We start from the raw sequence: 23,078 nt of genomic DNA, 5'->3' as shown, positions 1-23,078 counted from the left end.
ATGCTAGATGCCGACACCGGTGGATGCGGCAATACCTAACCGTTGACGGGCTTTGGTTGCGGAACCGCGGCCAGCAACTTGCGGGTGTAGGCGTGCTGTGGGTTGGCGAACACCTCGTCGCCGGAGCCCTGTTCGACGACCGCGCCCTTGTACATCACCGCGACATCGTGGGCCAGGTGCTTGACCACTGAAAGATCGTGGGAAACGAACAGGTAGGCCAGGCCGAACTGGTCCTGCAGGTCCAGCAGCAGGTTGATGATTCCGGCCTGGATGGAGACGTCCAGCGCGGAGACCGGTTCGTCGAGGGCGATGATCTTGGGCTGCAGGGCCAGGGCGCGGGCGATCCCGATGCGCTGTTTCTGCCCGCCGGAGAACTCGGCGGGGTAGCGGCCGGCGTCGGCACGGCCCAGGCCCACCAACTCGAGCAGCTCGGCCACCCGTTCGTCGATCCGCGGTTTGTCGAAACCATTGGCGGTCAACGGCTCTGCCAACACATCCGACACCGGTAGCCGCGGGTCCAGTGACGCCACCGGATCCTGGAACACCACCTGAAGGTCGGTGCGCAGGGCGCGGCGCGTCTTGCGGTTCAGGGTGGCCACGTCAGAGCCGAGTACTTCGATCGAACCCGATTGCGGGGCAGACAAATTCAGGATCTGGTGCAGGGTGGTGGATTTGCCCGACCCGGACTCGCCGACGATGCCGAGGGTGCGGCCGCCGCGTAGGTCGAAGCTGACGTCGTCGACGGCCCGGACCTCACCGACCTGTCTGCGCAGCACCACCCCTTTGGTCAGCTTGTAGGTCTTGGACAGATTGCGCACCCGCAGCACCACATCGGCCTCGGCGGGCTGGGTCTCGGGGGCGGCAGCGCCGGTGTCGGCCACCTGGTAGATCTCAGCGGCGCTGCGCCCGCTGACCTGGTCGGTGCGGATGCAGGCGGCGCCGTGGCCCGGCGCCAACTCGATCAGCTCGGGTTCGGCGGCCTCGCATTCGTCGATGGCCAGCGGGCAGCGCGGGGCGAACGGGCAACCGTGCGGCGTCGTGGTGAGCGACGGCGGTGCACCGGGGATCGGCACCAGGCGGGCGCCCTGCGGGGCATCCAGGCGTGGCACCGAGCCGAGCAGGCCGACGGTGTAGGGCATCCGGGCCTTCTCGTAGAGCCGGGCCACCGGGGCGTCCTCGACGGCCCGCCCGGCGTACATCACCATGGCCCGGTCGGCGAACTCGGCCACCACGCCGAGATCGTGCGTGATGATCAGCACGCCGGCGCCGGTGACGTCGCGCGCGGTCTTGAGCACTTCGAGAATCTGGGCCTGCACGGTGACGTCGAGGGCGGTGGTGGGCTCGTCGCAGATCAGCAGATCGGGGTCGTTGGCGATGGCGATCGCGATGACCACCCGCTGGCGTTCACCGCCGGACAACTCGTGCGGGAAGGCCCGGGCACGCTGCTCGGGTTGGGCGATGCCCACCAGCTCGAGCAGCTCGACCGCCCGGGTACGGGCCGCACGCCTGCCCAGGTCGCGGTTGTGGACGGTGAGGGCCTCGGCGATCTGGTCGCCCACGGTGTAGACCGGGGTGAGGGCGGACATCGGGTCCTGGAACACCGTGCCGATGGTGTTGCCCCGCACCTGTGACATCTGGGCGTCGGACAAGCCGACCAGTTCCTCGCCACGCAGCCGTACCGACCCGGACACCTCGGCGAATTCGGGGAGCAGCCCGACCACGGCCATGGCACTGGCGGATTTCCCGGCACCGGATTCGCCGACGAGCGCGACCACCTCACCGGCGTCGACGTGAAAGTTCAGGCCCCGCACCGCGTGTACCGCGTCGGTGTCGGTGGGGAAGTCCACCGTCAGATCGGATACTTCGAGCAGCCGGGTCATCGGCGTGCCTTCTTGCGTCGCAGCCGGCCGCTTCCCGGGTCGAGTGCGTCCCGCAGGCCGTCACCGATCAGGTTGGCGCACAAGATGATCAGTACCAGCACCCCGGCCGGGAACAGGAACACCCAGGGGAACGTGGTGGCGGATTTGGTGCCATCGGCGATCAGCGTGCCCAGCGATACGTCGGGTGCTTGGATGCCGAATCCCAGGTAACTCAAACCGGTTTCGGAAAGGATCGCCACCCCGACGTTGAGCGCGGTGTCGATGATCAGGATGGATGCCACGTTGGGCAGGATGTGGCGCACGATGATGCGCCAGCTGCTGACACCCATATAGCGGGCAGCCAACACGAATTCGCGTTCCCGCAGGCTCAGGGTCATCCCGCGCACGATGCGCGAACTGATCATCCAGCTGAACGCCGAGAGCAGCACGATCAGCCAGAACACCCGGTCGGACTGGCTCAACCGCGGCGTGACGATCGCGATCAGGATGAAGCTGGGCACCACCAGCAGCACGTCGACGATCCACATGAGCGTGCGATCGCGCCAGCCGCCGAAGTATCCGGCCACCGAGCCGACCGTGGCGGCGATGACGGTCGAGATGAACGCCACGCAGACACCGATCAGCATGGATTTCTGCATGCCGCGCAAGGTTTGGGCGAAGATGTCCTGCCCGAGTGCGTTGGTGCCGAACCAGTGGTCGACCGACGGCGGCTCTTGCAGCGCGTAGTAGTCGAGGTCCGAATAGCTGTACGGCAGCACCGACGGCAGCGCGTAGCAGGCCACGAACATGATCACGAGCAGTGCCAGCGACACCACGGCGGGCCAGTTGCGCAGGAACCGCCGGAACACCAGGGTGCGCCGGGTGGCGAACTCCTCGGTGTGCAGACCCGAGCGGGCCGCGGCGGCATCACCGGTGGGGGCGGAGGTCTGGGTCATGTGACTCTCACCCTCGGGTCGAGCATCGCGTAGATGACATCGGAGAGCAGGCCGGCGACCAGGATCACGGTGCCGGTGAACACAGTGATGGCCGCGATGATGTTGGTGTCCTGAGTCGCGATGCCCTGCACCACCCATTCGCCCATGCCGTGCCAGCCGAAGATCTTCTCGACGAACACCGAACCGGTCACCAGCCCGGCCACGCCATAGGCGAACAGGGTGGCCATCGGGATGAGTGCGGTGCGCAGCCCGTGCTTGAACAAGGCGTGACGCCGGGTCAGCCCCTTGGCCCGCGCGGTGCGGATGAAGTCCTGGCCGAGCACATCGAGCATCGCGTTGCGCTGGTAGCGGCTGTAGCCGGCGATGGCCATCAGTGCCAGCGTGAACGTCGGCAGCACGAGGTGCTGTAGCCGGTCGACGAACTGGTCCCAGGCGCCGCCGACGGGCACGGGCGCGGTTTCCCCCGTGTACTCGAAGATCTGAACGCCCAGTACCGAGTTCACATTGAGCGCGGCCAGGATCAGCATGTTGGCGATCACGAACGATGGTGTGCTGATCACCAGCAGGGACAACACGGTGATGACGCGGTCCGACAGCCGATATTGGCGGATCGCACCCCAGGCCCCGACCACCACGCCGATCACGGCACCCGATATCGCGCCGATGACGAGCAACCGCAGGGTCACCCCGATCCGTCGCCACAACTCGTCGGCCACCGGCTGTCCGGTCACCGTGGTGCCGAAGTCGCCGCGGACCGCACCGGCGGCCCAGTTCGCATAGCGCAGCGGAATGGGCTGGTCGAGGCCGAGTTCAGCGGCTTTGGCGTCGATCGCGGACTGCGGGGGCCGTGGATTGCGCTGCTCGAGGCTGTCGAGGGGTTTGAAGTTCAAGGACGTCAGGGTGAACGTCAGGAACGATGCCAGGGCCAGCAACACGATGTAGTTGAGCAGCCGGCGCGCCAGAAAGCGCGTCATCCGGTTGTTCCTGCCCACCGCTGCATGCCAGACAGGGTAGAGCAGCCGGGAACCGGAATCCGGTCAGCACGCGATGTGATGTTTCGGCGCGCCCGCACTCGGTGGGTAACTGACAGTGGAGCCACAGCCTCGGCATAGAAATCAGGGGTTCACTGAAATACATGAAGGTCAGCGGGCTCAAGAATGTGAAAGTGATCGCTGCGATAGCCGGTGGCGCGGCAGTGGTGGGACTGGGAGTCATCGGAGCCATTTCCGACAGCGCCGGGGCCGGCTCACCGGCGCTGGCGTCCGGATCCCACATGAACGTCGGCCAGACCAGCACGGAGACGACGCCTCCGACCGCGCCGGAGGTGTCGATGGCCGTGCCTGCGATGAGGGGCTACACGCCGCCGTCCGGGTTCGCCGTCACGCATTGATCGCCGGTCGAGGCACCGGGTAACGGTTTCACCTCCGGCCGCAGCGGTTATACGAGGCTGCGGGAGGTGAGCGCGTTGAGTAGCGCACAGGGAAACAATCAGCGAAATCTGAAGTTCATCGCCGCCGGGCTCGGAGCCGTCGGCGGGTTAGCCACGGCCGTGCTCGGTGTAGGGATGGGTGGCGGCCACATCGGTGCCCAGCAGCGGGTCGAACCGCCGGCCATCACCACAGGGCAGACCGTCACCGAGACGACTGCGCCGAGTGCTCCTGAGACGTCCGAGGCCTCACCGACGGTTTCGGCGACGACTCCGCCCGGGTTTGCCACACCGCACTGATCACGGCTGATCTCGCCGCGGAGCCGGCGGCCGGCTGGTTTTCCTCGCCCGTCGGTTCGCGGTAGGCAGGTTGGTGTGACAGGAGACGAACGCAACAAGCGGACCAAGTACGTGATGGCCGGTGTGGGAGCGATCGCACTGGCGGCAATGGGGGCGTTTGGCACGACGATGGCCGTGGCGCCGAGCAGTGGGGCGGTGCCGGCGGTCAACGTCGGCGAAACAGTAACGAAGACAACGGCTCCCGCCAAGCTGGAAACCTCATTCGCGAAACCTACGGTGAAGGTCGAATTGCCCGACGGCTACGGCAACTAGCGTCGGGGGTTGGTCGCTTCGCCGATGCTGGTGACGGTCGGCTCTGCAGTCGGCGCCGGCCCGGTGCGAGTGGCCTTGATCTGGACCCGGTCATCGACGCCGAACGAGGCCTTGACGGAGGCGGGCAGAACGTAGGTCTGCGTGAACCCGTCGTTGCTGCGCACCGTGACCGAGGTTGCCGTCAGTACGGTGATCGTGCCGGTCTGGGTCAGGTCGGTGGTGTATCCGCCGTCGCGGTCGGCCAGCACGGCCTCGCTGTGCAGCGTGGCCGGTGCGGGCCGGTCCCGTGGGCCGTTCATCCCGGGTGGAGAGCCGGGGCCCTGGCTGTCGGTGGCGGCATACACCGCCGCGCCGCCGAGCCCGGCAATCGCCGCCGCAATGCCCAGCGCAGCGGCCGTGTGTCGGATGCTCATGCGGTCCACGGTGCAGGTGTTGTCTGTGAGTCCGCTGTGTAGCCCCTCTGCGGGGGATATGGCGATCTTTCACAGCTTGCGCATAGACAGGGCACAGTCTGGGCCTATTGGCGCGACGAATAATGACTGCGTGAGTATGACCACCAACGGCACCGATTCAGAGTCCGGGCGCGCCGTCATGAGGCGTGCCGACGGCAACCCGATCCAGGTCCTGGTGGTCGACGACGAGCCCGTACTGGCCGAACTGGTGTCGATGGCGCTGCGCTACGAGGGTTGGGACATCGCGACGGCGGGGGACGGCGCGAGTGCGATCGCCGCGGCCCGGGAGAACCCGCCGGACGTGGTCGTCCTCGATGTGATGCTGCCCGATATGAGTGGTCTGGACGTCCTGCGAAAGCTGCGCGAACAGATCCCCGGCCTGCCCTTGCTGCTGCTGACCGCCAAGGACTCCGTGGAGGACCGCATCGCCGGACTCACCGCGGGCGGCGACGACTACGTCACTAAACCGTTCAGCCTGGAGGAAGTGGTGCTGCGGTTGCGGGCCCTGCTCCGGCGCACCGGGGTGACCAGCGAGGACGGCGGCGCCAAGATCGTCGTCGGCGATCTGGTGCTCGACGAGGACAGTCATGAGGTGACCCGCGGCGGCGACCCGATCACGCTGACCGCCACCGAGTTCGAACTCCTGCGGTTCATGATGCGCAACGCCAAGCGGGTGTTGAGCAAGGCGCAGATCCTGGACCGGGTGTGGAGTTACGACTTCGGCGGCCGGTCCAACATCGTCGAGCTGTATGTCTCGTATCTGCGCAAGAAGATCGACAGCGGACGGGAACCGATGATCCACACGCTGCGCGGTGCGGGTTATGTCCTCCGGCCCGCGCGCTGAGGTGACGGCCGGGACCGCAAGCGCCACTCGGTGGTGGTCACCGCGGACCTGGTCGCTGCGCGCCCGCCTGGTGGTCACCCAGGTGGCACTCCTAGCCGTGGTGTGCGCCATCATCGGAGTGGCGACAGAGTTTGCGCTGCAACGGTTTCTGATGAACCAGCTCGACGATCAACTGATCGAGGCGGGCCGGCGCTCGGCCGCCATCTTCGATCTACCGCCTCCACCACCGGGATCCCCGCCGCCGCCGGGGATGCACGGTCACCATCGCTTCCCCTTCGACCCGGAGGAGGGGCCGGGCCCCGGATTCCTCAACGCACCGGGGCAGGCCGCGCGCACGGTCGGGGCCGTGGTGGCGCCGAACCGGCCCGTGGACGCGGGCGTGATCACCGCCGAAGGGGAGCGGATCGAGGTCAGTGGCGCTGCGGCCGAGCAGCTTTCCCAGATTCCGCCGAACCGAATCCCCGAAACCGTCGAGCTCGACGGACTTGGCCGTTACCGGCTGATCGGCCTGCATTCGCGCCACGGCGGCCCCCAGACCATCGTGACCGGCCTGCCGACCGCCGTCGTCGACGACACCCTGCTGTGGGTGCTCGGAATGTTCTGTGTGCTGGCGGCCATCGCGCTGATCGTCGCGACGACCGCGGGTACGCTGATCATCCGGCGTCAACTCGCCCCGCTGTCAAGGGTTTCGGCTGCGGCGCGGAAGGTGGCCGATCTCGAACTCGACCGTGGCGAGGTGGAATTGCCCACGCCGATCGTCCGGGTGGACCCGGCCAGCGCCCATACCGAGGTCGGCCAGCTCGGCACCTCGCTGAACCGGATGCTCGACCGCATCGCAAGTGCGCTCTCGGCCCGGCACGCCAGTGAGACCCGGGTGCGCCAGTTCGTCGCCGACGCCAGCCACGAATTGAGGACGCCGCTGGCCGCGATCCGCGGCTACACAGAGCTGGCCCAGCGCAAGCGTGACGACCTGCCCCCGGATGTGGCCCACGCGATGAACCGGGTGGAGTCCGAGACGACACGGATGACGCAACTGGTCGAGGACATGCTGTTGCTGGCCCGCCTCGACGCCGGGCGGCCGCTGGAGCGGGACAGCGTCGATCTGTCCCGGCTCGTGGTCGACACGGTCAGCGACGCGCACATCGCAGGCCCGGACCACCAGTGGTCGCTGGACCTGCCCGAGGATCCGGTGTTGGTCGAGGGCGATGAGGCCAGACTTCATCAGGTGCTGGCGAATCTACTGGCCAACGCGCGGACCCACACTCCGACGGGTACCTCGGTGACGGTGTCGCTGAACGTGGACGGCGAAGACGGGGGCGCGGTACTGCTGAGCGTGGCCGACGACGGCCCCGGCATACCCGCGACGCTGCTGCCCGATGTGTTCGAACGGTTTGCCCGCGGCGATTCGTCGCGCTCACGCCGTGAGGGCAGCACCGGGCTTGGCCTGGCGATCGTCGCCGCGGTGGTCAAGGCGCACGGCGGCACCATCGAGGTGAGCAGTGCCGCGGGTTCGACCGAGTTCGTGGTGCGCTTGCCTGGGCCGGGCTCACAGGGCACACACAGGATGGACCAATCGCATACCTAGCGGCCGCGGCAACGATGTAGGGGTGACCCTGGTTGCCGCAGATCCCGCTGCCGAGGTGGAGACGGCAACGCCGGCCGCCTCGGGGCCTGTCCATACGAAGCCCGACCTCGCCGGCCCGGTAGCCCAACGCATCGCGCTCGCCGTCTTGCTGGTGGGCACCGCCCTTCTCTACCTGTGGAACCTGTCGAGCAGTGGGTGGGCGAATGCGTTCTACTCGGCCGCGGCGCAGGCGGGGGCCGAGAACTGGACCGCGATGCTGTTCGGATCCAGCGACGCGGGCAACGCCATCACCGTGGACAAGACGCCCGCGGCACTGTGGGTCATCGACATCTCGGTGCGCCTGTTCGGGCTGAGCTCGTGGAGCGTGCTGGTGCCGCAGGCGCTGATGGGGGTCGGCGCCGTCGCGGTGCTCTACGCCGCGGTGCGCCGGGCGGCCGGCCCATGGTCCGGTCTGTTGGCCGGCGCCGTACTGGCGCTGACGCCGGTGGCCGCGTTGATCTTCCGGTTCAACAATCCCGACGCACTCCTGGTGCTGCTGCTCGTCACGGCGGCGTACTGCATTCAGCGCGGAATCGAAAAGGATGCCAGCCGTTGGTGGTTCGTCGCCGGGGGAGCCGCGGTCGGCTTCGGGTTCCTGGCCAAGATGCTGCAGGCGTTCCTGGTGCTGCCCGCCTTCGCCGGGGCGGCCCTGATCGCCGGTGACCGTCCGCTGGGCCGGCGTGTGCTCGATGTCGTCACGGCCGGGGCCACCATGGTCCTCAGCGGTGGCTGGTATCTGGTGCTGGTGGAGCTGTGGCCGGGCTCGGCGCGGCCCTACATCGGCGGTTCGCAGAACGACAGCATCGTCGAATTGGCGTTGGGCTACAACGGTTTGGGGCGACTGACCGGCGATGAGACAGGCGGTTTGGGCAACCTCAACTTCGATGTGGGACCGGGCCGGTTGTTCGGATCGCAGATGGGCGCCCACATCGCCTGGCTGCTGCCGGCAGCCCTGATCTGCCTTGCGGCCGGCCTCTACCTGACCCGCCGGGCCGCCCGCACCGACCCGACCCGTGCCGCTCTGATCCTGTGGGGCGGTTGGCTGTTGGTCACCGCCGTGGTGTTCAGCTTCATGAACGGCATCGTGCATCCCTACTACACCGTGGCGCTCGCCCCTGCGCTCGGCGCGGTGATCGGGATCGGCGCCACGCTGCTGTGGCAGCACCGGTCCGATATCCGTGCCGCCACGGCGATGTCGGGCGCGGTGCTGGTCACCGCGATCCTGGCGGCGATACTGCTGGCCCGCAACGACGATCCGTATCCGTGGCTGCGGGCTGCAGTGGGGGTGATCGGAGTGGGTGCGGCGGTTCTCCTGCTCGTGGTCGCGCGGTTGGACCGCCCGATGGTTCGGGCGACCGTGGCGCTGGCCATCGCCGCCTGCCTGGCGGGCCCGGCCGCATACTCGATCGCCACCGCGGCCGGCCCGCACAACGGGGCGATACCGTCCGTCGGCCCGTCGCGCGGCGGTGGATTCGGCGGACTGTTCGGAGCTCCTGAACCGGGGCCGACCTTGACCGCGACCCTGGCCGCCGATGCCGACCGTTACCAATGGGCGGCGGCAGTGGTGGGCTCCTCGAACGCCGCGGGATACCAATTGGCCACCCGTGCACCGGTAATGGCCGTCGGCGGTTTCAACGGCACCGATCCGGCGCCGACGCTTCAGGAGTTTCAGCAGCTGGTCGACGACGGTGCGATCCACTTCTTCATCCGTTCCCACATCATGGCGGACGGCTTCGGCGGACACACACCCAGCGGCAGCCAGGCGGCCACCGAGATCGCGGAATGGGTGCAGGCCCACTACAACCCGATCACCGTCGACGACGCCACCATCTACGACCTGACTCAACGTGCGACGAACACATAGCAGGCGCATAGCTTCGCCCCACCCAGATCACAAGCCGCGGGAGAACGATGAAGTCATGACAACCTTGGTCCAAACCCCCGAGCAGCGATTCCGATTCGCGTCCCGGCCGAACGCCGCACTGGCCGCCCGGGAGGCCGGGGTTCCAGTGCTCGACGTTGTCGTGCCGGTGTACAACGAGCAGGCCGCACTTGCCCATTCGGTGCGGCGGCTGCACCGCTACCTCGAAGAGAACTTCGCCGTGCCGGTGCGCATCACCATCGCCGACAACGCCAGCATCGACGACACCCCGCGCATCGCCGCCGAACTGGCTGCCGAACTCGACGGTGTGCGGGTGGTGCGACTGGAGGAGAAGGGCCGCGGACGGGCACTGCGCGCGGTCTGGTCCACCTCGGACGCGCAGGTGCTGGCCTACATGGACGTCGACCTGTCCACCGACCTGGCCGCGCTCGCACCGTTGGTGGCGCCGCTGATCTCGGGTCATTCCGATCTGGCCATCGGCACCCGGTTGGGCCGCGGCTCACGGGTGGTCCGCGGTGCCAAGCGCGAATTCATCTCGCGCTGCTACAACCTGATCCTGAAGTCGACTCTGGCAGCGCGGTTCTCGGATGCACAATGCGGTTTCAAGGCGATCCGCGCCGACGTCGCCCGGCGGCTGCTGCCTCATGTCACCGATACCGGCTGGTTCTTCGACACCGAGCTGCTGGTGCTGGCCGAGCGCAGTGGCCTGCGCATTCACGAGGTGCCGGTGGACTGGGTGGACGATCCGGACAGCCGGGTCGACATCGTCGCCACTGCCACCGCCGATCTCAAGGGCATCGGCCGGTTGCTACGCGGATTCGCCAATGGCTCGATCCCGGTGAACACCATCGCCGCGCAACTCGGATCGTCGCGGAAATCGGCTGCCCCCCGGTCCCTGCTGCGCCAGGTGGTGCGGTTCGGCGCTGTGGGCGTCGTCTCCACCCTGGCCTACCTGCTGCTGTTCACCGCGCTGCGGGCCGGGGTCGGCGCCCAGGCCGCCAACCTGATCGCCCTGTTGGTGACCGCGATCGGAAACACCGCCGCCAACCGGCGGTTCACGTTCGGTATCGCCGGGGCGGGCAACGTCACCCGCCATCATCTCGAGGGCCTGACCGTATTCGCCATCGCGCTGACGATCACCAGCGGATCGCTGGGACTACTGCACGCCGTGGCGCCCGTGCCGCACCGCGGCATCGAACTCGGGGTACTGGTGGCAGCCAACCTGCTGGCCACCGTGGTGCGCTTCGTGTTGTTGCGAGGATGGGTATTCCATCCCTCGCGGACACAGCGTGCCGCCGGGCCGAACCAGGAGACAGGACTGTGACGACCATCGTCGAGACGGCACCCGGCGCCGCGGCAGAGCCCGCGGAATCGCCGAAGCCGGTGAGCACGCGCTGGGTTCGACCCTCCTACTGGGTTCTACTGGCCGGCACCGCGGTGCTCTACCTGTGGGGTCTGGGCTCGTCGGGGTGGGCCAACAGCTACTACGCCGCCGCGGCCCAGGCCGGGACCCAGTCCTGGAAGGCCTGGCTGTTCGGATCGCTGGATGCCGGCAACGCCATCACGGTGGACAAGCCGCCGGCCGCCATGTGGGCGATGGGGTTGTCGGGCCGGCTGTTCGGCTTCAACGAGTTCACCATGCTGCTGCCGCAGGCATTGATGGGCGTCGGTGCGGTGGCATTGCTCTATGCTACGGTGCGCCGGACCAGCGGCCCGGCTGCCGCACTGATCGCCGGGGTCGCGCTGGCGTTGACACCGGTGGCGGCCTCGATGTTCCGCTACAACAATCCCGATGCGCTCCTCGTGCTGCTGTTGGTGCTGGCGGCCTATTTGATGGTGCGCGCGGTCGGGCCGGTGTCGGCCAGGGCCAGCGCGGGGTGGGTGGCACTGGCGGGATGTGCGCTGGGTTTCGCCTTCCTGACCAAGATGCTGCAGGCGTTCCTGATCGTGCCGGGCCTGGCCTTGATGTTCCTGGTCGCCGCACCCGCGGTGAGCGTGTGGAAACGATTGGGCACCTTGCTGATCGGCGCGGCGACGATGATCGCCTCTTCGGGTTGGTACATCGCGCTGGTGGCGCTGTGGCCGGCGGGCTCCCGGCCGTACATCGCCGGCTCGACCGACAACAGCCTGCTGCAGCTGGCATTCGGCTACAACGGCCTCCAGCGCATCCTGGGGCAGGAGGGCCCGGGACCCGGCCACGGTCCTGGCCCCGGCGGACCCGGTCACGGGCCGGGCGGCGGTGCCAACCTGATGTTCGGCGGCGATCCTGGTATCGGCCGGATGTTCGGGTTGTCCATGGGCACCGAGGCATCGTGGCTGCTGCCCGCAGCACTGATCGGCCTGCTGGCCGCGCTCTGGCTGACGCGCCGTACCGCGCGGACAGCCGGGCTGCGGGCCGGCCTGCTGATGTGGGGAGGCTGGATGCTGGTCACCGCCGTGGTGTTCAGCTTCATGGACGGGATCATCCACCCGTACTACACCGTGGCGCTGGCGCCTGCCGTGGCTGCGCTGGTGGGCATATCCGTCGCCGAACTGTGGCGGGTGCGCGAACGACTGGCGTCGCGGCTGGTGCTCGCGGTGATGCTGGCCGGCACCGGGGTGTGGGCATTCGTACTGCTCAACCGGACCCCCGACTGGCTACCGGCGCTGCGCTGGATCGTGCTGATCGGCTCGGTGTTGACTGCGGTGGTCCTGGTCATGGTTGCCCATCGCCCGGGCAAGCTGACCGCGGTGGTGGCCTTGGCCGCCATGGTCTTCGGGTTGGGTGCCACCGCGGCCTACACCGTCGAGACGGTGGCCGCCGGTCACAGCGGTGGACCGATCGCCACCTCGGGACCCAAGCGGGACAACGGCTTTGGAGGACCAGGCGGACCCGGTGGGCCGGACGGGCCGCCTCCTGGCTTCGGGCGGGCCGATGACCCGGCGCTGGCGGAGCTCATCGCGGGCGCCGACGGCCGTTGGGCCGCAGCGAGTGTGGGGTCGATGATGGTCAGCGACCTCGAACTCAAGACGGGAGAGTCGTTGATGGCGATCGGCGGGTTCACCGGCAGCGACAACTCGCCGACACTCGCGCAGTTCCAGCAGTATGTCGCCGACGGACAGGTCCGGTACTTCCTGGATCGGCAGGAGGGTGGCCGTGGCGGGCCTCCGGGTCCGCCACGCGAAGAGCACGGTAGTGCCGCCCAGATCACCGATTGGGTCAAGGCCAACTTCACCAAGACGATGGTGGGTGACGTCCCGGTGTACAACCTGTCGGCACCACATAACTGACCATCTGACCGCGACGGCCGTCCTGCAACCCCCCGGCAGGACGGCCGTCGCTCGTTCATGCACCCATCGACTCAGCCTGATTCTGCCGCTGGCGGGGCCACCCGTTGCGGGGTTAGCGTCGAATCATGTCTGTCACCGACCAGTACCTGGCCAACAACGAGGTCTACGCCACGACCTTCACCGGGCCGTTGCCCCTGCCGCCGAGCAAGCATGTCGCGGTGGTGGCGTGCATGGATGCCAGGCTGGACGTCTATCGCATCCTCGGTCTGGGTGACGGCGAGGCGCATGTCATCCGCAACGCGGGCGGTGTCATCACCGACGACGAGATCCGGTCACTGGCCATCAGTCAGCGGCTTCTGGGGACCAAGGAGATCATCCTGATCCACCACACCGACTGCGGCATGCTGACTTTCACCGATGACGGGTTCAAACAGCAGATCCAGGACGACACCGGTATCAAGCCGAACTGGGCAGCCGAGTCATTCATCGACCTCGAAGAGGATGTGCGCCAGTCATTGCGGAGGATCGAGGCAAGTCCGTTCGTCACGAAGCACGAATCGTTGCGCGGCTTCATCTTCGACGTCGCCACCGGCAAGCTCAACGAGGTCACGCTGTGAGGCTCACCCCACCTTGTACGTCCCGAGGGCCTTGGCCACCGCCTCGCCGTCGGGCGTGACGATATCGACGTCGCAGTTCACCAGGGACCTGCCCTGGCGCAGCACCCGCCCGATGCCGATCAGATCGGTGGCCCGCGCCGGCGCCAGGTAGCTGATGCTCATCGAGACCGTCACTCCGCGAAGCGAATCCGGAACCTCGGCCTGAGCCCAGGCCGCGGCCATCACCGTGACATCGGCCAACGCCGCGATCGCACCGCCGTGCACCATGTCGGCGATCGTGATGTTCGAGGGATCCCACGGCAGCCGCAGCCGGACTTCGGGGCTTTCCAGTGTCTCGGCGATGATCCCGAGCTTGGTCACAAAGGGCGACTGGGGCAGGAACTGCGCCATCACGTCCGGGCCGGTCTGGATACTCATGGCCGCCAGTGTGTGCCGCCGGTGGTCAGCGTCTCAATTACCTGCGGGGTAACGACTGCGGTCGCCGGCCGGCGCGGGCCGGTGTGATGTCAGCACCCGCGAACCCGCCGTTCCCGCGGGGCATGGCGCTGCTGGTGGCCGGCAGCCTGTTCATGGAGATCCTCGACGCGACGATCATCGCGCCGGCCATCCCGCTGATCGCCACGTCGTTCGGGGTGGAGGCCATCGACGTCAATGTGGCGATCTCGGCCTATCTGGTCACGGTTGCGGTGCTGATCCCGGCCAGCGGATGGCTGGCCGACCGGTTCGGCACGCGCCGGGTGTTCATCGGGGCCATCGCGGTGTTCACCCTGGCCTCGGTCGGCTGCGCGGTGAGCGCGTCGCTGCCGATGTTGGTCCTGATGCGGATACTGCAGGGGGTCGGCGGCGCCATGATGGTGCCGGTCGGCCGGCTGGCGGTGTTGCGTCAGAGCGGCAAGGCGGATCTGGTTCGTGCCATCGCGTTGTTGACCTGGCCGGCGCTGACCGCACCGGTGTTGGCGCCGGTGCTGGGCGGGGCCATCGCGACGCTGGGCAGCTGGCGATGGATCTTCGCGGTGAACATTCCGATCGGCGTGATCGGAATTGTTCTCGCCCTCAAACTCGTCCGTGGCGAGCCGCAGCCCACGACCCGATCCCTGGATTGGCCGGGTCTGCTGGCGCTCGGCTCGGGGATTGCTGCGGCGCTGATCGCCCTGGAGAGCATCCGGGTGTCGGGGACCGATTGGGGGCTGGTCGCCGGGTGCGGTGTCGCAGCCGTACTGCTGCTCGCCGGCGCGGTGTGGAGGCTGCTCTCCGCGGCGGCCCCGCTGGTGCAGTTGCGGGTGCTGCGGGTGCACACGCTGCGCATCACCGTGGTGGCCGGGTCGCTGTATCGACTGGTGATCACCGCGGTGCCGTTCCTGCTGCCGCTGCAGTTCCAGCTGGAGTTCGGCTGGACGCCGCTGGCCGCGGGTGCCATGGTGGCCGCACTGTTCGCCGGGAATCTGACCATCAAACCTGCCACCACGCCGCTCATGCGCAGATTCGGCATCCGCACCGTGCTCCTGGTCAACGGGCTGGCCTCGGTTGCGTGCTTCGGCCTGCTGGCCCTGTTGCAGCCGGGGCTGCCGGTGGCGGTGATGGCCGTCGTCCTCTACCTGAGCGGGGCGCTGCGGTCGATCGGCTTCACCGCCTACAACAGCCTGGCCTTCTCCGACGTCGACGGAGAGGAGCTGACGCATGCCAACACACTCAATGCCTCGGTGCAGGAACTGGCGGCCGGGCTCGGGGTCGCCGTGGCAGCGCTGCTGCTCAGTCAACTCACCTCGTATCCGGTGACCTATCTGGTCCTCGGTGCGTTGCTGGCGCTGACCCTGGTCGCAACGGTGCGGTTGCCCAGGCGGGCGGGCGCCCACGTCACGGGGCACCGGGACTGACCATCAGACTCCATTGACACCGTGGCGACCGGCGGATAGATTCCTGGCCATGCTTGCAATTCTGGCCATTCCTACCAACTTAATGGGGAAGTGATGACCACCGCGCAGAAATCCGATCAGCAGTCCGGCCGTGCCGGGCACTACGAGCTGAGCCACCTGCGGTCCCTGGAGGCCGAGGCCATCCACATCATCCGCGAGGTGGCCGCCGAGTTCGAGAAGCCGGTGCTGCTGTTCTCCGGCGGCAAGGACTCGATCGTCATGCTGCACCTGGCGGTCAAGGCGTTCGCGCCCGGACGGCTGCCGTTCCCGGTCATGCACGTCGACACCGGTCACAACTTCGACGAGGTCTACCAGGCCCGCGACGAACTCGTCGAGCACTACGGTGCACGTCTGGTCGTCGCCAAGGTGCAGGACGACATCGACGCCGGCCGCGTGGTGGAGACCATCCCGTCGCGTAACCCGATCCAGACCGTCACGCTGCTGCGCGGCATCCGGGAGAACAAGTTCGACGCCGCCTTCGGCGGTGCCCGGCGCGACGAGGAAAAGGCCCGCGCGAAGGAGCGGGTGTTCTCCTTCCGCGACGAGTTCGGCCAGTGGGACCCCAAGGCCCAGCGCCCCGAGCTGTGGAACTTGTACAACGGCCGGCACCACAAGGGCGAGCACATCCGTGCCTTCCCGATCTCCAACTGGACCGAGTTCGACATCTGGTCCTACATCGGCGCCGAGAAGATCAAGCTGCCGTCCATCTACTACGCGCACCAGCGCAAGGTGTTCGAGCGCGACGGCATGCTGCTCGCGGTGCACAAGTACTTGCAGCCCCGCAAGGACGAACCGGTGATCGAGAAGACCGTGCGGTTCCGCACGGTCGGCGACGTCACGTGCACCGGATGCGTGGAGTCCACGGCCGCAACGGTTTCGGAGGTCATCGCGGAGACCGCGGTGTCCCGGCTCACCGAGCGTGGCGCCACCCGCGCCGATGACCGGATCTCCGAGGCCGGAATGGAAGATCGCAAGCGAGAGGGCTACTTCTGATGTCGACGCTTCTTCGCATCGCCACCGCGGGATCCGTCGACGACGGTAAGTCCACGCTGATCGGCCGGCTGTTGTTCGACTCCAAGGCGGTCATGGAGGATCAGCTGGCCGCCGTCGAGCGGACCTCCAAGGAACGCGGCCACGACTACACCGACCTGGCACTGGTCACCGACGGCCTGCGTGCCGAGCGTGAGCAGGGCATCACGATCGATGTCGCCTACCGCTACTTCGCCACGGCCAAGCGAAAATTCATCATCGCCGACACCCCGGGGCACATCCAGTACACCCGCAACATGGTGACCGGTGCCTCCACCGCGCAGCTGGTCATCGTGCTGGTCGACGCGCGCCACGGTCTGCTCGAGCAGTCCCGCCGGCACGCGTTCCTGGCCTCGCTGCTGGGCATCCAGCACATCGTGCTGGCCGTGAACAAGATGGACCTGATCGACTGGGACCGGGAACGCTTCGAGGCGATCCGCGACGAGTTCCACGCGTTCGCAGCGCGATTGGACGTCCACGACGTGACGACGATCCCGATGTCGGCACTCAACGGCGACAACGTGGTGACGAAATCCGATGTGACGCCCTGGTACGAGGGACCGTCGCTGCTGAGCCACCTCGAAGACGTCTACATCGCCGGTGACCGCAACCTGGTCGACGTGCGCTTCCCGGTGCAGTACGTCATCCGCCCGCAGACCCATGAGCACGCCGACCACCGCAGCTACGCCGGCACCGTCGCCAGCGGTGTGCTGCGTCCCGGTGACGACGTGATCGTGCTGCCGGCCGGAAAGCCCACCCGCATCACCCAGATCGACGGCCCGAGCGGCGTCGTCGACGAGGCGTTCCCTCCGATGGCGGTGTCGATCAGCCTGTCCGACGACATCGACATCTCGCGCGGCGACATGATCGCCCGGCCCAACAACCAGCCCCGCGTCACCCAGGACTTCGACGCCACGGTGTGCTGGATGGCCGACGAGTCGTCGCTGGAGCCCGGGCGCGAGTACCTGATCAAGCACACGACCCGCACCACCAGGGTCAAGGTCACCGGTCTGGACTACCGCCTCGACGTCAACACCCTGCATCGGGACAAGTCCGCGAGCGCGCTCAAACTCAATGAGCTGGGCCGTATCTCGCTGCGTACGCAGGCCCCGTTGCTGCTCGACGAGTACAGCCGCAACGCGGCCACCGGATCGTTCATCCTGATCGATCCCAACACCAACGGCACCGTCGGCGCCGGCATGGTGTTGCGCGACACCCGCAACGAGACCGCGAGCCCCAATGCGGTGCGGCACGAATCTCTGGTCACCCCCGGCGATCGACTCAGCCGCGGGCGCACCGTGTGGTTCACCGGCCTTTCGGGTTCGGGCAAGTCCTCGGTGGCGATGCTGGTCGAGCAGAAGCTGCTCGAAAAGGGCGTGCCGGCATACGTTCTGGACGGTGACAACCTGCGCCACGGCCTCAACGCCGACCTCGGCTTCTCGATGGCCGACCGGGCCGAGAACCTGCGCCGGCTGGCGCATGTCGCCTCGCTGCTGGCCGACTCCGGCCAGATCGTGCTGGTGCCGGCGATCAGCCCGCTGGAGGAGCACCGTGAGCTGGCGCGAAAGGTGGCCAACGAGGGCGGCGTCGACTTCTACGAGGTGTTCTGCGACACCCCGCTGGAAGACTGCGAACGCCGTGACCCCAAGGGCCTGTACGCCAAGGCGCGGGCCGGTGAGATCACCCACTTCACCGGTATCGACAGCCCGTACCAGCGGCCGAAGAACCCGGATCTGCGGCTGACACCGGACCACAGCACCGCTGAACTGGCCGACATGGTGATCGAGCTGTTGGAATTACCGTCGTGAACGATCACGAACTGGCTGCCCGGCTGGCCACCAGGGCCGGGGATCTACTGCTCGATGTCCGCGCAGACTACGCCGATGCCCCGGCCGCCGAGCGAAAGGCCGCAGGCGACAAGCAGTCCCACGACTTCCTGATGGCCGAGCTGGCCGCACTGCGTCCCGGTGACTCAGTGCTGTCGGAGGAGGCGACGGCCGATCAGCGGGCGGACCCGGCACGGCTGAGCGCCGATCGGGTCTGGATCGTCGACCCGCTCGACGGCACCCGGGAGTTCTCCGAACTCGGCCGCGACGACTGGGCCGTGCACGTGGCGCTGTGGAGTGCGGGCGAACTCATGGCGGGGGCGGTCGCACTGCCCGCCCAGAACACCACGCTGTCCACACCCGACGTGGCCGCACCGCGGCCCTTCGACGGCCCGCCCCGGGTCGTGGTGTCGCGCACCCGCCCGCCCGCGGTGGCGCTGGCGGTACGGGAGGCACTCGGCGGAACGCTGGTGGAAATGGGTTCGGCCGGGGCCAAAGTGGCCGCGGTGATCCGCGGGATCGCCGATGTGTACGTGCATGCCGGTGGCCAGTACGAGTGGGATTCGGCCGCGCCCGTCGCGGTGGCCCGCGCGGCCGGCCTGCACACCTCGCGCATCGATGGATCGCCTTTGGTCTACAACTCGGCCGATCCGACGCTGCCCGACCTGATCGTGTGCCGGCCTGAGCTTGCCGAACAGGTACTGGCCGTCACGGCGGGGTAGCACCACTAGGCTGACCAGATGAGCCGCCCCACGCTGCGCGAACTGGCCAGCCTGCCCGCCGCACCGGCCCGCCTCGCCGATTCCACCCTGGTTCTCATCGACTGTCAGAACACCTACACCCAGGGAATCATGGAGCTCGACGGTGTGCAGGCCGCCCTCGAACAGACGGCGCAACTGCTCGACCGGGCCCGCAGCGCGGGCATCCCGATCATTCACATCCAGCACTCCGACGGCCCGGGTTCGCTGTATGACATCGACGGTGAGAGCGGTGCGATCGTCGCATCGGTGGCGCCGCGCGAGGGAGAACCGGTGGTGGTCAAGCAGTTCCCCAATTCGTTCGTACAGACCGATCTCGATGATCGGCTGAAAGGCCTCAACGCGTCGAACCTGGTGCTGGCCGGATTCATGACGCACATGTGCGTCAACTCCACCGCGCGTGGCGCCTTCAACCTCGGATACGCCCCGACCGTGGTGGCCGCTGCCACCGCCACCCGCACACTGGCCGGCCCTGAAGGCGCCCCCGTGCCGGCCGCGGTCATGCAGTCGGCGAGCCTGGCCGCGATGTCAGACCTGTTCGCCGTCGTCGTGCCGGATGCTGCGGGGATCCCTGATTAGGCACGCCGACGCGACGGCCCACGGCTTCCCGCATCGGTGCGGGCGATGAGTGAACTGGCACAATCCTGAGCATGCGGATGTCGGCGAAGGCGGAGTATGCCGTCCGCGCCATGGTCCAGCTCGCCACGGTCGAGGGCGGCGAGCTGGTCAAAACCGACGACTTGGCCAAGGCACAGGGCATCCCGGCGCAGTTCCTCGTCGACATCCTCACGGCCTTGCGTACCGATCGCCTGGTCCGCAGCCATCGAGGCCGCGACGGCGGCTACGAGCTGGCCCGTCCGGCGGGCGAGATCAGCATCGCCGACGTGCTGCGCTGCATCGACGGACCGCTGGCCAGTGTGCGTGACATCGGCCTTGGGGATCTGCCGTACTCCGGTCCGACGGCGGCGCTGACCGACGTCTGGCGTGCGCTGCGGGCCAGCATGCGCTCGGTGCTGGAGGAGACCAGCCTGGCCGACGTGGCGGCGGGCAAGCTGCCCGGTCACGTCGACACCCTGGCCGACGCCTACCGCGATCAGGAACACAAGCGCGGGCACCGCTAGTCGCTGTGCTCAGCCCCCGTACGGGCGGGTGATGATCTCCAGGTAGTGCCCGGACGGGTCCTGGAAGTAGACCCCGCGGCCGCCGTCGTTGTGGTTGATCTCGCCCGGGTGCTCACCGTGTGGATCGGCCCAGTGCTGCATGCCGCGGTCGCGGATCTTGCCGTAGATCGAGTCGAACTCGTCCTCGGACACCAGGAATGCGTAGTGCTGTGGCCGGATGTCCTCGTCGGCACCGACCTGGGCGTAATCGAGACTCACTCCGTGATTGATGGTCACGGCGAGAAACGGACCGAACTCCTGCGGGCCGGGCAGGCCGAACAACTCGGTGAAGAACTCGGCTGAGACCCGCCGGTCCTTGGCGGCGACGATGGTGTGGTTGAAGGTGATAGCCATATCAATCCAGTAAACCGCTGGACTGGCTGCCCCGGCAACGGTGCAGGATGGGGCCATGCCCAACACCCAGATCCTGGCCGGGCCACTGGTGCGGCTGAGGCCGCCGGTCGTCGAGGACGCCGAGGCCCTGTACGCCCGCATCGCCTCCGATCCCGAGGTGACGAGGTATCTGTCCTGGTGTCCCCATTCGGGGGTGGCCGAGACGCGCCGGGTCATCACGACGTTGTTCAACGTCGGTGACGAGCAGACCTGGTTGGTCGAAGTCGACGGCGAGGTGGCCGGGCTGTGCGCGCGGCGACGCCCGCAGCCGTACGCGGTGGAACTCGGCTACTGCCTGGCCCGGCAGTGGTGGGGGCGCGGCCTGATGTCGGAAGCGGTTTCGTTGATGCTGACCGATCTGCAGTCCGATCCCACGGTGTACCGGGTCACGGCGTACTGCCATGCCGACAATGCCGGCTCTGCCGGGGTGCTGCGGCGGTGTGGTCTGTCACTGGAGGGAAGGCTCGCGCGGTACGCGATGTTCCCCAATATCAGTGACGAACCACAGGACGTGCTGTTGTTCGGGAAGGCGGTGCGGTGATGGGCACATTCGATATTCGTGGGCTGCGGCGTCCGGTGGTCGTGGCGCCGATGGCCGGTGGCCCCTCGACCCCGGAGCTGGCCGCGGCGGGCAGCAACGCCGGAGGGCTGGGATTCCTCGCGGCCGGGTATCTGACCGCAGACGGACTTGCCGAAAGATTGACCGCCGCACGCGGTTTGACCACCGAACCGCTGGGCGTGAATCTCTTCGCGCCGCAACCCAGTGCGGGTACGCCCGAACAGATCCAGGCCTACGCCGCGCAATTGGCCGGTGAGGCGCAGCGCTACGGCGTGGCCCTGGGTGACCCGCGCTACGACGACGACGCATGGGCGGCCAAGCTGGATACGGTGTTCGACTTACGGCCCGAAGTGGTCTCGTTCACCTTCGGATTGCCCAGCGAGGCGGAGATCGCCCGGCTCCGCGGCGCCGGCATCGCCACCGTCGGGACTGTGACGACCGTGGACGAGGCGCGGCTGGCGGTGGGCCGCGGCGTCGATGCGCTCGCCGTGCAGGGGCCCGCCGCGGGTGGGCACCGCGGCACGTTCGACCCGGCCGCGGCTCCCGCATCGCAACCGCTGGAGGCGTTGCTGGCCGAGGTGCTGGCGGCGGTGGACGTTCCCGTCGTGGCGGCGGGCGGATTGGTCAGCGCAGGCGACGTGGCGGGTGTGCTGGCCGCCGGTGCGGTGGCCGCCCAACTCGGCACCGCGTTCCTACTGGCCGACGAAGCCGGCAGCAGCCCAGTACACCGTGCCGCGCTGCAAAGCCCTGAGTTCACCGAAACCGTTGTAACCCGGGCATTTTCCGGCCGGTACGCCCGCGGGCTGCGCAACCGCTTCATCGTCGAGCACGATGCGCAGGCCCCGCTGGGCTATCCCGAGATCCATTACCTGACCAGCCCGGTGCGCAAGGCCTCGGCGGCCGCGGGTGATCCGCAGGCCACCAACGTGTGGGCCGGAACCGGATGGCGCCAGGCCCGGACCGGGACGGTGGCGGAGATCATCGACCGGGTGGCCCCGGTCTAGCCCCGCCCGCGCCCCGGGCCGACACGCTCCACGACCACGTCGCCATCGTCGGAGCGGACGGTGACCTCGGCGGCAGCGACGTCGGGATCGTTGGTCTCGGCCACGCGGACCTCTGTCGAGGCCCCGGACTGTGCGTGCACCAGATACGGTCCCCGCTCCGGTAGTCCGATCACCACGTCGCCGTTGCGGCTCACCGCGTCGACGCGACGCGGCGCGGCGTCGCGGAAGTCGACGGTGATGTCCCCGTCGGACGTGGTGGCGCTGAATTCTTCGGTGACCGCGACCGGGTCGCGCGAGACGATCTCGCCGTCGACGGTGTGGGCCTCGACGCGGCGGGCGGCGCCGCGCAGGATGATCGACCCGTCGGAGACCCGGGAGATCAACTGGTCCACATCGGCTTGTGCGATCACCGTGCCGAGCTCCTGCTCGGTGCGTACCGTCAGGCGCCGGGCCTGCTCGGGCGGCACGGCGATCGTGATCTCCCCGCCGCGAGCCCACTCCAGCATGGGGGAGGGGTTGCCCGCGATGGTGATCCGGGTGCTGTCTTGGTCGGTGGTTACCTGCAGCCGGTGCGCCCCACTGTGCGTGGTGTTCACCAGACGCAGATCCGCTGTGGCGTCGCGGGTTTCGCGGTCGGCGGTGATGCGGATCTCGATGGGGATCTGCGCCGTGTCGATAACCAGAGACCGCATCGTCGCGGGCAATGCCTGGTGATCGGTGACGACCCGGACAGTGCTCACGGCCCAGGCCGCCACGCCGAGCGCGGCTACGGTGCCGACCACCAGCAGCACGGCCGAGGAGATCAGGACGAGGCGGAATGTGGTGCGGCCACCGGGGTTCAACTGGGGCGGCGGATTGACCGGTGGGGGAGCGGCGATGGTTGTCACGATGAAA

24 protein-coding genes are annotated in these 23,078 nt (G+C 68.0%); 17 read left to right on the top strand and 7 right to left on the bottom strand.

The genetic code is table 11. The features are described from left to right. Positions 1-35 precede the first annotated feature (35 nt). Genes EH231_RS12620 through EH231_RS12610 form a run of 3 tightly spaced genes read right to left on the bottom strand, consistent with a single transcriptional unit; the run spans position 36 to position 3,789 of the window. The gene (locus EH231_RS12620; protein WP_090428492.1) at positions 36-1,880 is read right to left on the bottom strand and encodes an oligopeptide ABC transporter ATP-binding protein OppD; all 1,845 of its coding nucleotides are present in this window, start codon (positions 1,878-1,880) and stop codon (positions 36-38) included. Next, positions 1,877-2,815, bottom strand: coding sequence for an oligopeptide ABC transporter permease OppC (locus EH231_RS12615; protein WP_090428495.1), 939 nt, complete (start codon positions 2,813-2,815; stop codon positions 1,877-1,879). The genes EH231_RS12620 and EH231_RS12615 overlap by 4 nt, the downstream gene beginning before the upstream one ends. Then, positions 2,812-3,789 (bottom strand): oligopeptide ABC transporter permease OppB, encoded by a 978-nt coding sequence (locus EH231_RS12610; protein ID WP_090428497.1) that lies wholly within the window; start codon positions 3,787-3,789, stop codon positions 2,812-2,814. Before EH231_RS12610 ends, EH231_RS12615 begins: the two co-directional genes overlap by 4 nt. Before the next feature lie 161 nt (positions 3,790-3,950). On the opposite strand from EH231_RS12610, the gene EH231_RS12605 reads away from it, so the two are divergent. The 3 genes from EH231_RS12605 to EH231_RS12595 all read left to right on the top strand — a co-directional run bounded on the left by EH231_RS12605 (position 3,951) and on the right by EH231_RS12595 (position 4,853). Next, positions 3,951-4,205: a hypothetical protein gene (locus EH231_RS12605; RefSeq protein WP_090428499.1), complete on the top strand. Its 255-nt coding sequence runs from the start codon at positions 3,951-3,953 to the stop codon at positions 4,203-4,205. A 66-nt stretch (positions 4,206-4,271) separates the two neighbouring features. Beyond that, positions 4,272-4,541 (top strand): hypothetical protein, encoded by a 270-nt coding sequence (locus EH231_RS12600; RefSeq protein WP_090428502.1) that lies wholly within the window; start codon positions 4,272-4,274, stop codon positions 4,539-4,541. Between the two features lie 75 nt (positions 4,542-4,616). Further along, a complete protein-coding gene (locus tag EH231_RS12595; RefSeq protein WP_164480869.1) occupies positions 4,617-4,853 on the top strand; it encodes a hypothetical protein in 237 nt (78 codons plus the stop codon). Here the strand turns inward: EH231_RS12595 and EH231_RS12590 are convergent. Continuing rightward, complete coding sequence (locus EH231_RS12590) at positions 4,850-5,266, bottom strand: hypothetical protein (protein ID WP_090428505.1); 417 nt, start codon at positions 5,264-5,266, stop codon at positions 4,850-4,852. The two genes, EH231_RS12595 and EH231_RS12590, sit on opposite strands and share 4 nt — an antisense overlap. Positions 5,267-5,444: 178 nt before the next feature. On the opposite strand from EH231_RS12590, the gene EH231_RS12585 reads away from it, so the two are divergent. The 6 genes from EH231_RS12585 (at position 5,445) to EH231_RS12560 (ending at position 13,542) form a co-directional block, all read left to right on the top strand. After that, complete coding sequence (locus tag EH231_RS12585) at positions 5,445-6,149, top strand: response regulator transcription factor (RefSeq protein ID WP_164481193.1); 705 nt, start codon at positions 5,445-5,447, stop codon at positions 6,147-6,149. Beyond that, positions 6,127-7,734 carry a sensor histidine kinase gene (locus EH231_RS12580; protein ID WP_090428513.1) on the top strand — a complete coding sequence of 536 codons (1,608 nt, stop codon included), beginning with the start codon at positions 6,127-6,129 and terminating at the stop codon, positions 7,732-7,734. Before EH231_RS12585 ends, EH231_RS12580 begins: the two co-directional genes overlap by 23 nt. 22 nt (positions 7,735-7,756) lie before the next feature. Next, positions 7,757-9,637 carry a glycosyltransferase family 39 protein gene (locus EH231_RS12575; RefSeq protein WP_090428516.1) on the top strand — a complete coding sequence of 627 codons (1,881 nt, stop codon included), beginning with the start codon at positions 7,757-7,759 and terminating at the stop codon, positions 9,635-9,637. Between the two features lie 55 nt (positions 9,638-9,692). Further along, positions 9,693-10,979, top strand: coding sequence for a bifunctional glycosyltransferase family 2/GtrA family protein (locus EH231_RS12570; RefSeq protein WP_090428520.1), 1,287 nt, complete (start codon positions 9,693-9,695; stop codon positions 10,977-10,979). Next, positions 10,976-12,925, top strand: coding sequence for an ArnT family glycosyltransferase (locus tag EH231_RS12565; RefSeq protein ID WP_241177957.1), 1,950 nt, complete (start codon positions 10,976-10,978; stop codon positions 12,923-12,925). Before EH231_RS12570 ends, EH231_RS12565 begins: the two co-directional genes overlap by 4 nt. A gap of 125 nt (positions 12,926-13,050) precedes the next feature. Continuing rightward, the gene (locus EH231_RS12560) at positions 13,051-13,542 is read left to right on the top strand and encodes a beta-class carbonic anhydrase (RefSeq protein WP_044519667.1); all 492 of its coding nucleotides are present in this window, start codon (positions 13,051-13,053) and stop codon (positions 13,540-13,542) included. Between the two features lie 3 nt (positions 13,543-13,545). On the opposite strand, the gene EH231_RS12555 is transcribed toward EH231_RS12560, so the two are convergent. Then, entirely contained in the window at positions 13,546-13,959 is a 414-nt protein-coding gene (locus tag EH231_RS12555; protein ID WP_090428526.1) for a PaaI family thioesterase, read from the bottom strand. A gap of 122 nt (positions 13,960-14,081) precedes the next feature. On the opposite strand from EH231_RS12555, the gene EH231_RS12550 reads away from it, so the two are divergent. The 6 genes from EH231_RS12550 (at position 14,082) to EH231_RS12525 (ending at position 20,189) form a co-directional block, all read left to right on the top strand. Further along, complete coding sequence (locus EH231_RS12550; protein WP_164481192.1) at positions 14,082-15,416, top strand: MFS transporter; 1,335 nt, start codon at positions 14,082-14,084, stop codon at positions 15,414-15,416. A 93-nt stretch (positions 15,417-15,509) separates the two neighbouring features. Continuing rightward, a complete protein-coding gene (gene cysD / locus EH231_RS12545; RefSeq protein ID WP_090428529.1) occupies positions 15,510-16,448 on the top strand; it encodes a sulfate adenylyltransferase subunit CysD in 939 nt (312 codons plus the stop codon). After that, positions 16,448-18,292, top strand: a complete 1,845-nt coding sequence (gene cysC / locus EH231_RS12540; protein WP_124712512.1) for a sulfate adenylyltransferase subunit CysN — start codon at positions 16,448-16,450, stop codon at positions 18,290-18,292. Before cysD ends, cysC begins: the two co-directional genes overlap by 1 nt. Next, a complete protein-coding gene (locus EH231_RS12535) occupies positions 18,289-19,032 on the top strand; it encodes a 3'(2'),5'-bisphosphate nucleotidase CysQ (protein ID WP_124712511.1) in 744 nt (247 codons plus the stop codon). The genes cysC and EH231_RS12535 overlap by 4 nt, the downstream gene beginning before the upstream one ends. Before the next feature lie 18 nt (positions 19,033-19,050). Beyond that, a complete protein-coding gene (locus tag EH231_RS12530) occupies positions 19,051-19,647 on the top strand; it encodes a cysteine hydrolase family protein (protein ID WP_090428538.1) in 597 nt (198 codons plus the stop codon). A gap of 71 nt (positions 19,648-19,718) precedes the next feature. Continuing rightward, positions 19,719-20,189, top strand: a complete 471-nt coding sequence (locus EH231_RS12525; protein WP_124712510.1) for an Rrf2 family transcriptional regulator — start codon at positions 19,719-19,721, stop codon at positions 20,187-20,189. A 9-nt stretch (positions 20,190-20,198) separates the two neighbouring features. Here the strand turns inward: EH231_RS12525 and EH231_RS12520 are convergent, their stop codons facing one another. Further along, on the bottom strand, positions 20,199-20,582 hold the full coding sequence (locus tag EH231_RS12520) for a VOC family protein (RefSeq protein WP_090428543.1): 384 nt from the start codon (positions 20,580-20,582) through the stop codon (positions 20,199-20,201). A 55-nt stretch (positions 20,583-20,637) separates the two neighbouring features. On the opposite strand from EH231_RS12520, the gene EH231_RS12515 reads away from it, so the two are divergent. Next, positions 20,638-21,162: a GNAT family N-acetyltransferase gene (locus EH231_RS12515; protein ID WP_124712509.1), complete on the top strand. Its 525-nt coding sequence runs from the start codon at positions 20,638-20,640 to the stop codon at positions 21,160-21,162. Further along, positions 21,162-22,184, top strand: coding sequence for a nitronate monooxygenase (locus EH231_RS12510; protein ID WP_164480868.1), 1,023 nt, complete (start codon positions 21,162-21,164; stop codon positions 22,182-22,184). Before EH231_RS12515 ends, EH231_RS12510 begins: the two co-directional genes overlap by 1 nt. Here EH231_RS12510 and EH231_RS12505 read toward each other — a convergent pair. Beyond that, positions 22,181-23,071 (bottom strand): DUF4097 family beta strand repeat-containing protein, encoded by an 891-nt coding sequence (locus EH231_RS12505; protein ID WP_124712507.1) that lies wholly within the window; start codon positions 23,069-23,071, stop codon positions 22,181-22,183. The genes EH231_RS12510 and EH231_RS12505 overlap by 4 nt on opposite strands. Between the last annotated feature and the right edge of the window lie 7 nt (positions 23,072-23,078).

Source organism: Mycolicibacterium nivoides (assembly GCF_003855255.1).
Taxonomy (GTDB): Bacteria; Actinomycetota; Actinomycetes; order Mycobacteriales; family Mycobacteriaceae; genus Mycobacterium; species Mycobacterium nivoides.
The sequence above is the reverse complement of the archived record's forward strand: the minus strand, read 5'-3'. Positions and strand labels throughout refer to the sequence as shown.

What these genes read in the sequence shown, in the direction of transcription:
- EH231_RS12620 (WP_090428492.1), bottom strand. Translation starts at nt 1,880, where the DNA reads ATGACCCGGCTGCTCGAAGTATCCGATCTGACGGTGGACTTCCCCACC.
- EH231_RS12615 (WP_090428495.1), bottom strand. Translation starts at nt 2,815, where the DNA reads ATGACCCAGACCTCCGCCCCCACCGGTGATGCCGCCGCGGCCCGCTCG.
- EH231_RS12610 (WP_090428497.1), bottom strand. Translation starts at nt 3,789, where the DNA reads ATGACGCGCTTTCTGGCGCGCCGGCTGCTCAACTACATCGTGTTGCTG.
- EH231_RS12605 (WP_090428499.1), top strand. Translation starts at nt 3,951, where the DNA reads ATGAAGGTCAGCGGGCTCAAGAATGTGAAAGTGATCGCTGCGATAGCC.
- EH231_RS12590 (WP_090428505.1), bottom strand. Translation starts at nt 5,266, where the DNA reads ATGAGCATCCGACACACGGCCGCTGCGCTGGGCATTGCGGCGGCGATT.
- EH231_RS12585 (WP_164481193.1), top strand. Translation starts at nt 5,445, where the DNA reads ATGAGGCGTGCCGACGGCAACCCGATCCAGGTCCTGGTGGTCGACGAC.
- EH231_RS12580 (WP_090428513.1), top strand. Translation starts at nt 6,127, where the DNA reads ATGTCCTCCGGCCCGCGCGCTGAGGTGACGGCCGGGACCGCAAGCGCC.
- EH231_RS12570 (WP_090428520.1), top strand. Translation starts at nt 9,693, where the DNA reads ATGACAACCTTGGTCCAAACCCCCGAGCAGCGATTCCGATTCGCGTCC.
- EH231_RS12560 (WP_044519667.1), top strand. Translation starts at nt 13,051, where the DNA reads ATGTCTGTCACCGACCAGTACCTGGCCAACAACGAGGTCTACGCCACG.
- EH231_RS12555 (WP_090428526.1), bottom strand. Translation starts at nt 13,959, where the DNA reads ATGAGTATCCAGACCGGCCCGGACGTGATGGCGCAGTTCCTGCCCCAG.
- EH231_RS12550 (WP_164481192.1), top strand. Translation starts at nt 14,082, where the DNA reads ATGGCGCTGCTGGTGGCCGGCAGCCTGTTCATGGAGATCCTCGACGCG.
- cysD (WP_090428529.1), top strand. Translation starts at nt 15,510, where the DNA reads ATGACCACCGCGCAGAAATCCGATCAGCAGTCCGGCCGTGCCGGGCAC.
- cysC (WP_124712512.1), top strand. Translation starts at nt 16,448, where the DNA reads ATGTCGACGCTTCTTCGCATCGCCACCGCGGGATCCGTCGACGACGGT.
- EH231_RS12530 (WP_090428538.1), top strand. Translation starts at nt 19,051, where the DNA reads ATGAGCCGCCCCACGCTGCGCGAACTGGCCAGCCTGCCCGCCGCACCG.
- EH231_RS12525 (WP_124712510.1), top strand. Translation starts at nt 19,719, where the DNA reads ATGCGGATGTCGGCGAAGGCGGAGTATGCCGTCCGCGCCATGGTCCAG.
- EH231_RS12520 (WP_090428543.1), bottom strand. Translation starts at nt 20,582, where the DNA reads ATGGCTATCACCTTCAACCACACCATCGTCGCCGCCAAGGACCGGCGG.
- EH231_RS12515 (WP_124712509.1), top strand. Translation starts at nt 20,638, where the DNA reads ATGCCCAACACCCAGATCCTGGCCGGGCCACTGGTGCGGCTGAGGCCG.
- EH231_RS12510 (WP_164480868.1), top strand. Translation starts at nt 21,162, where the DNA reads ATGGGCACATTCGATATTCGTGGGCTGCGGCGTCCGGTGGTCGTGGCG.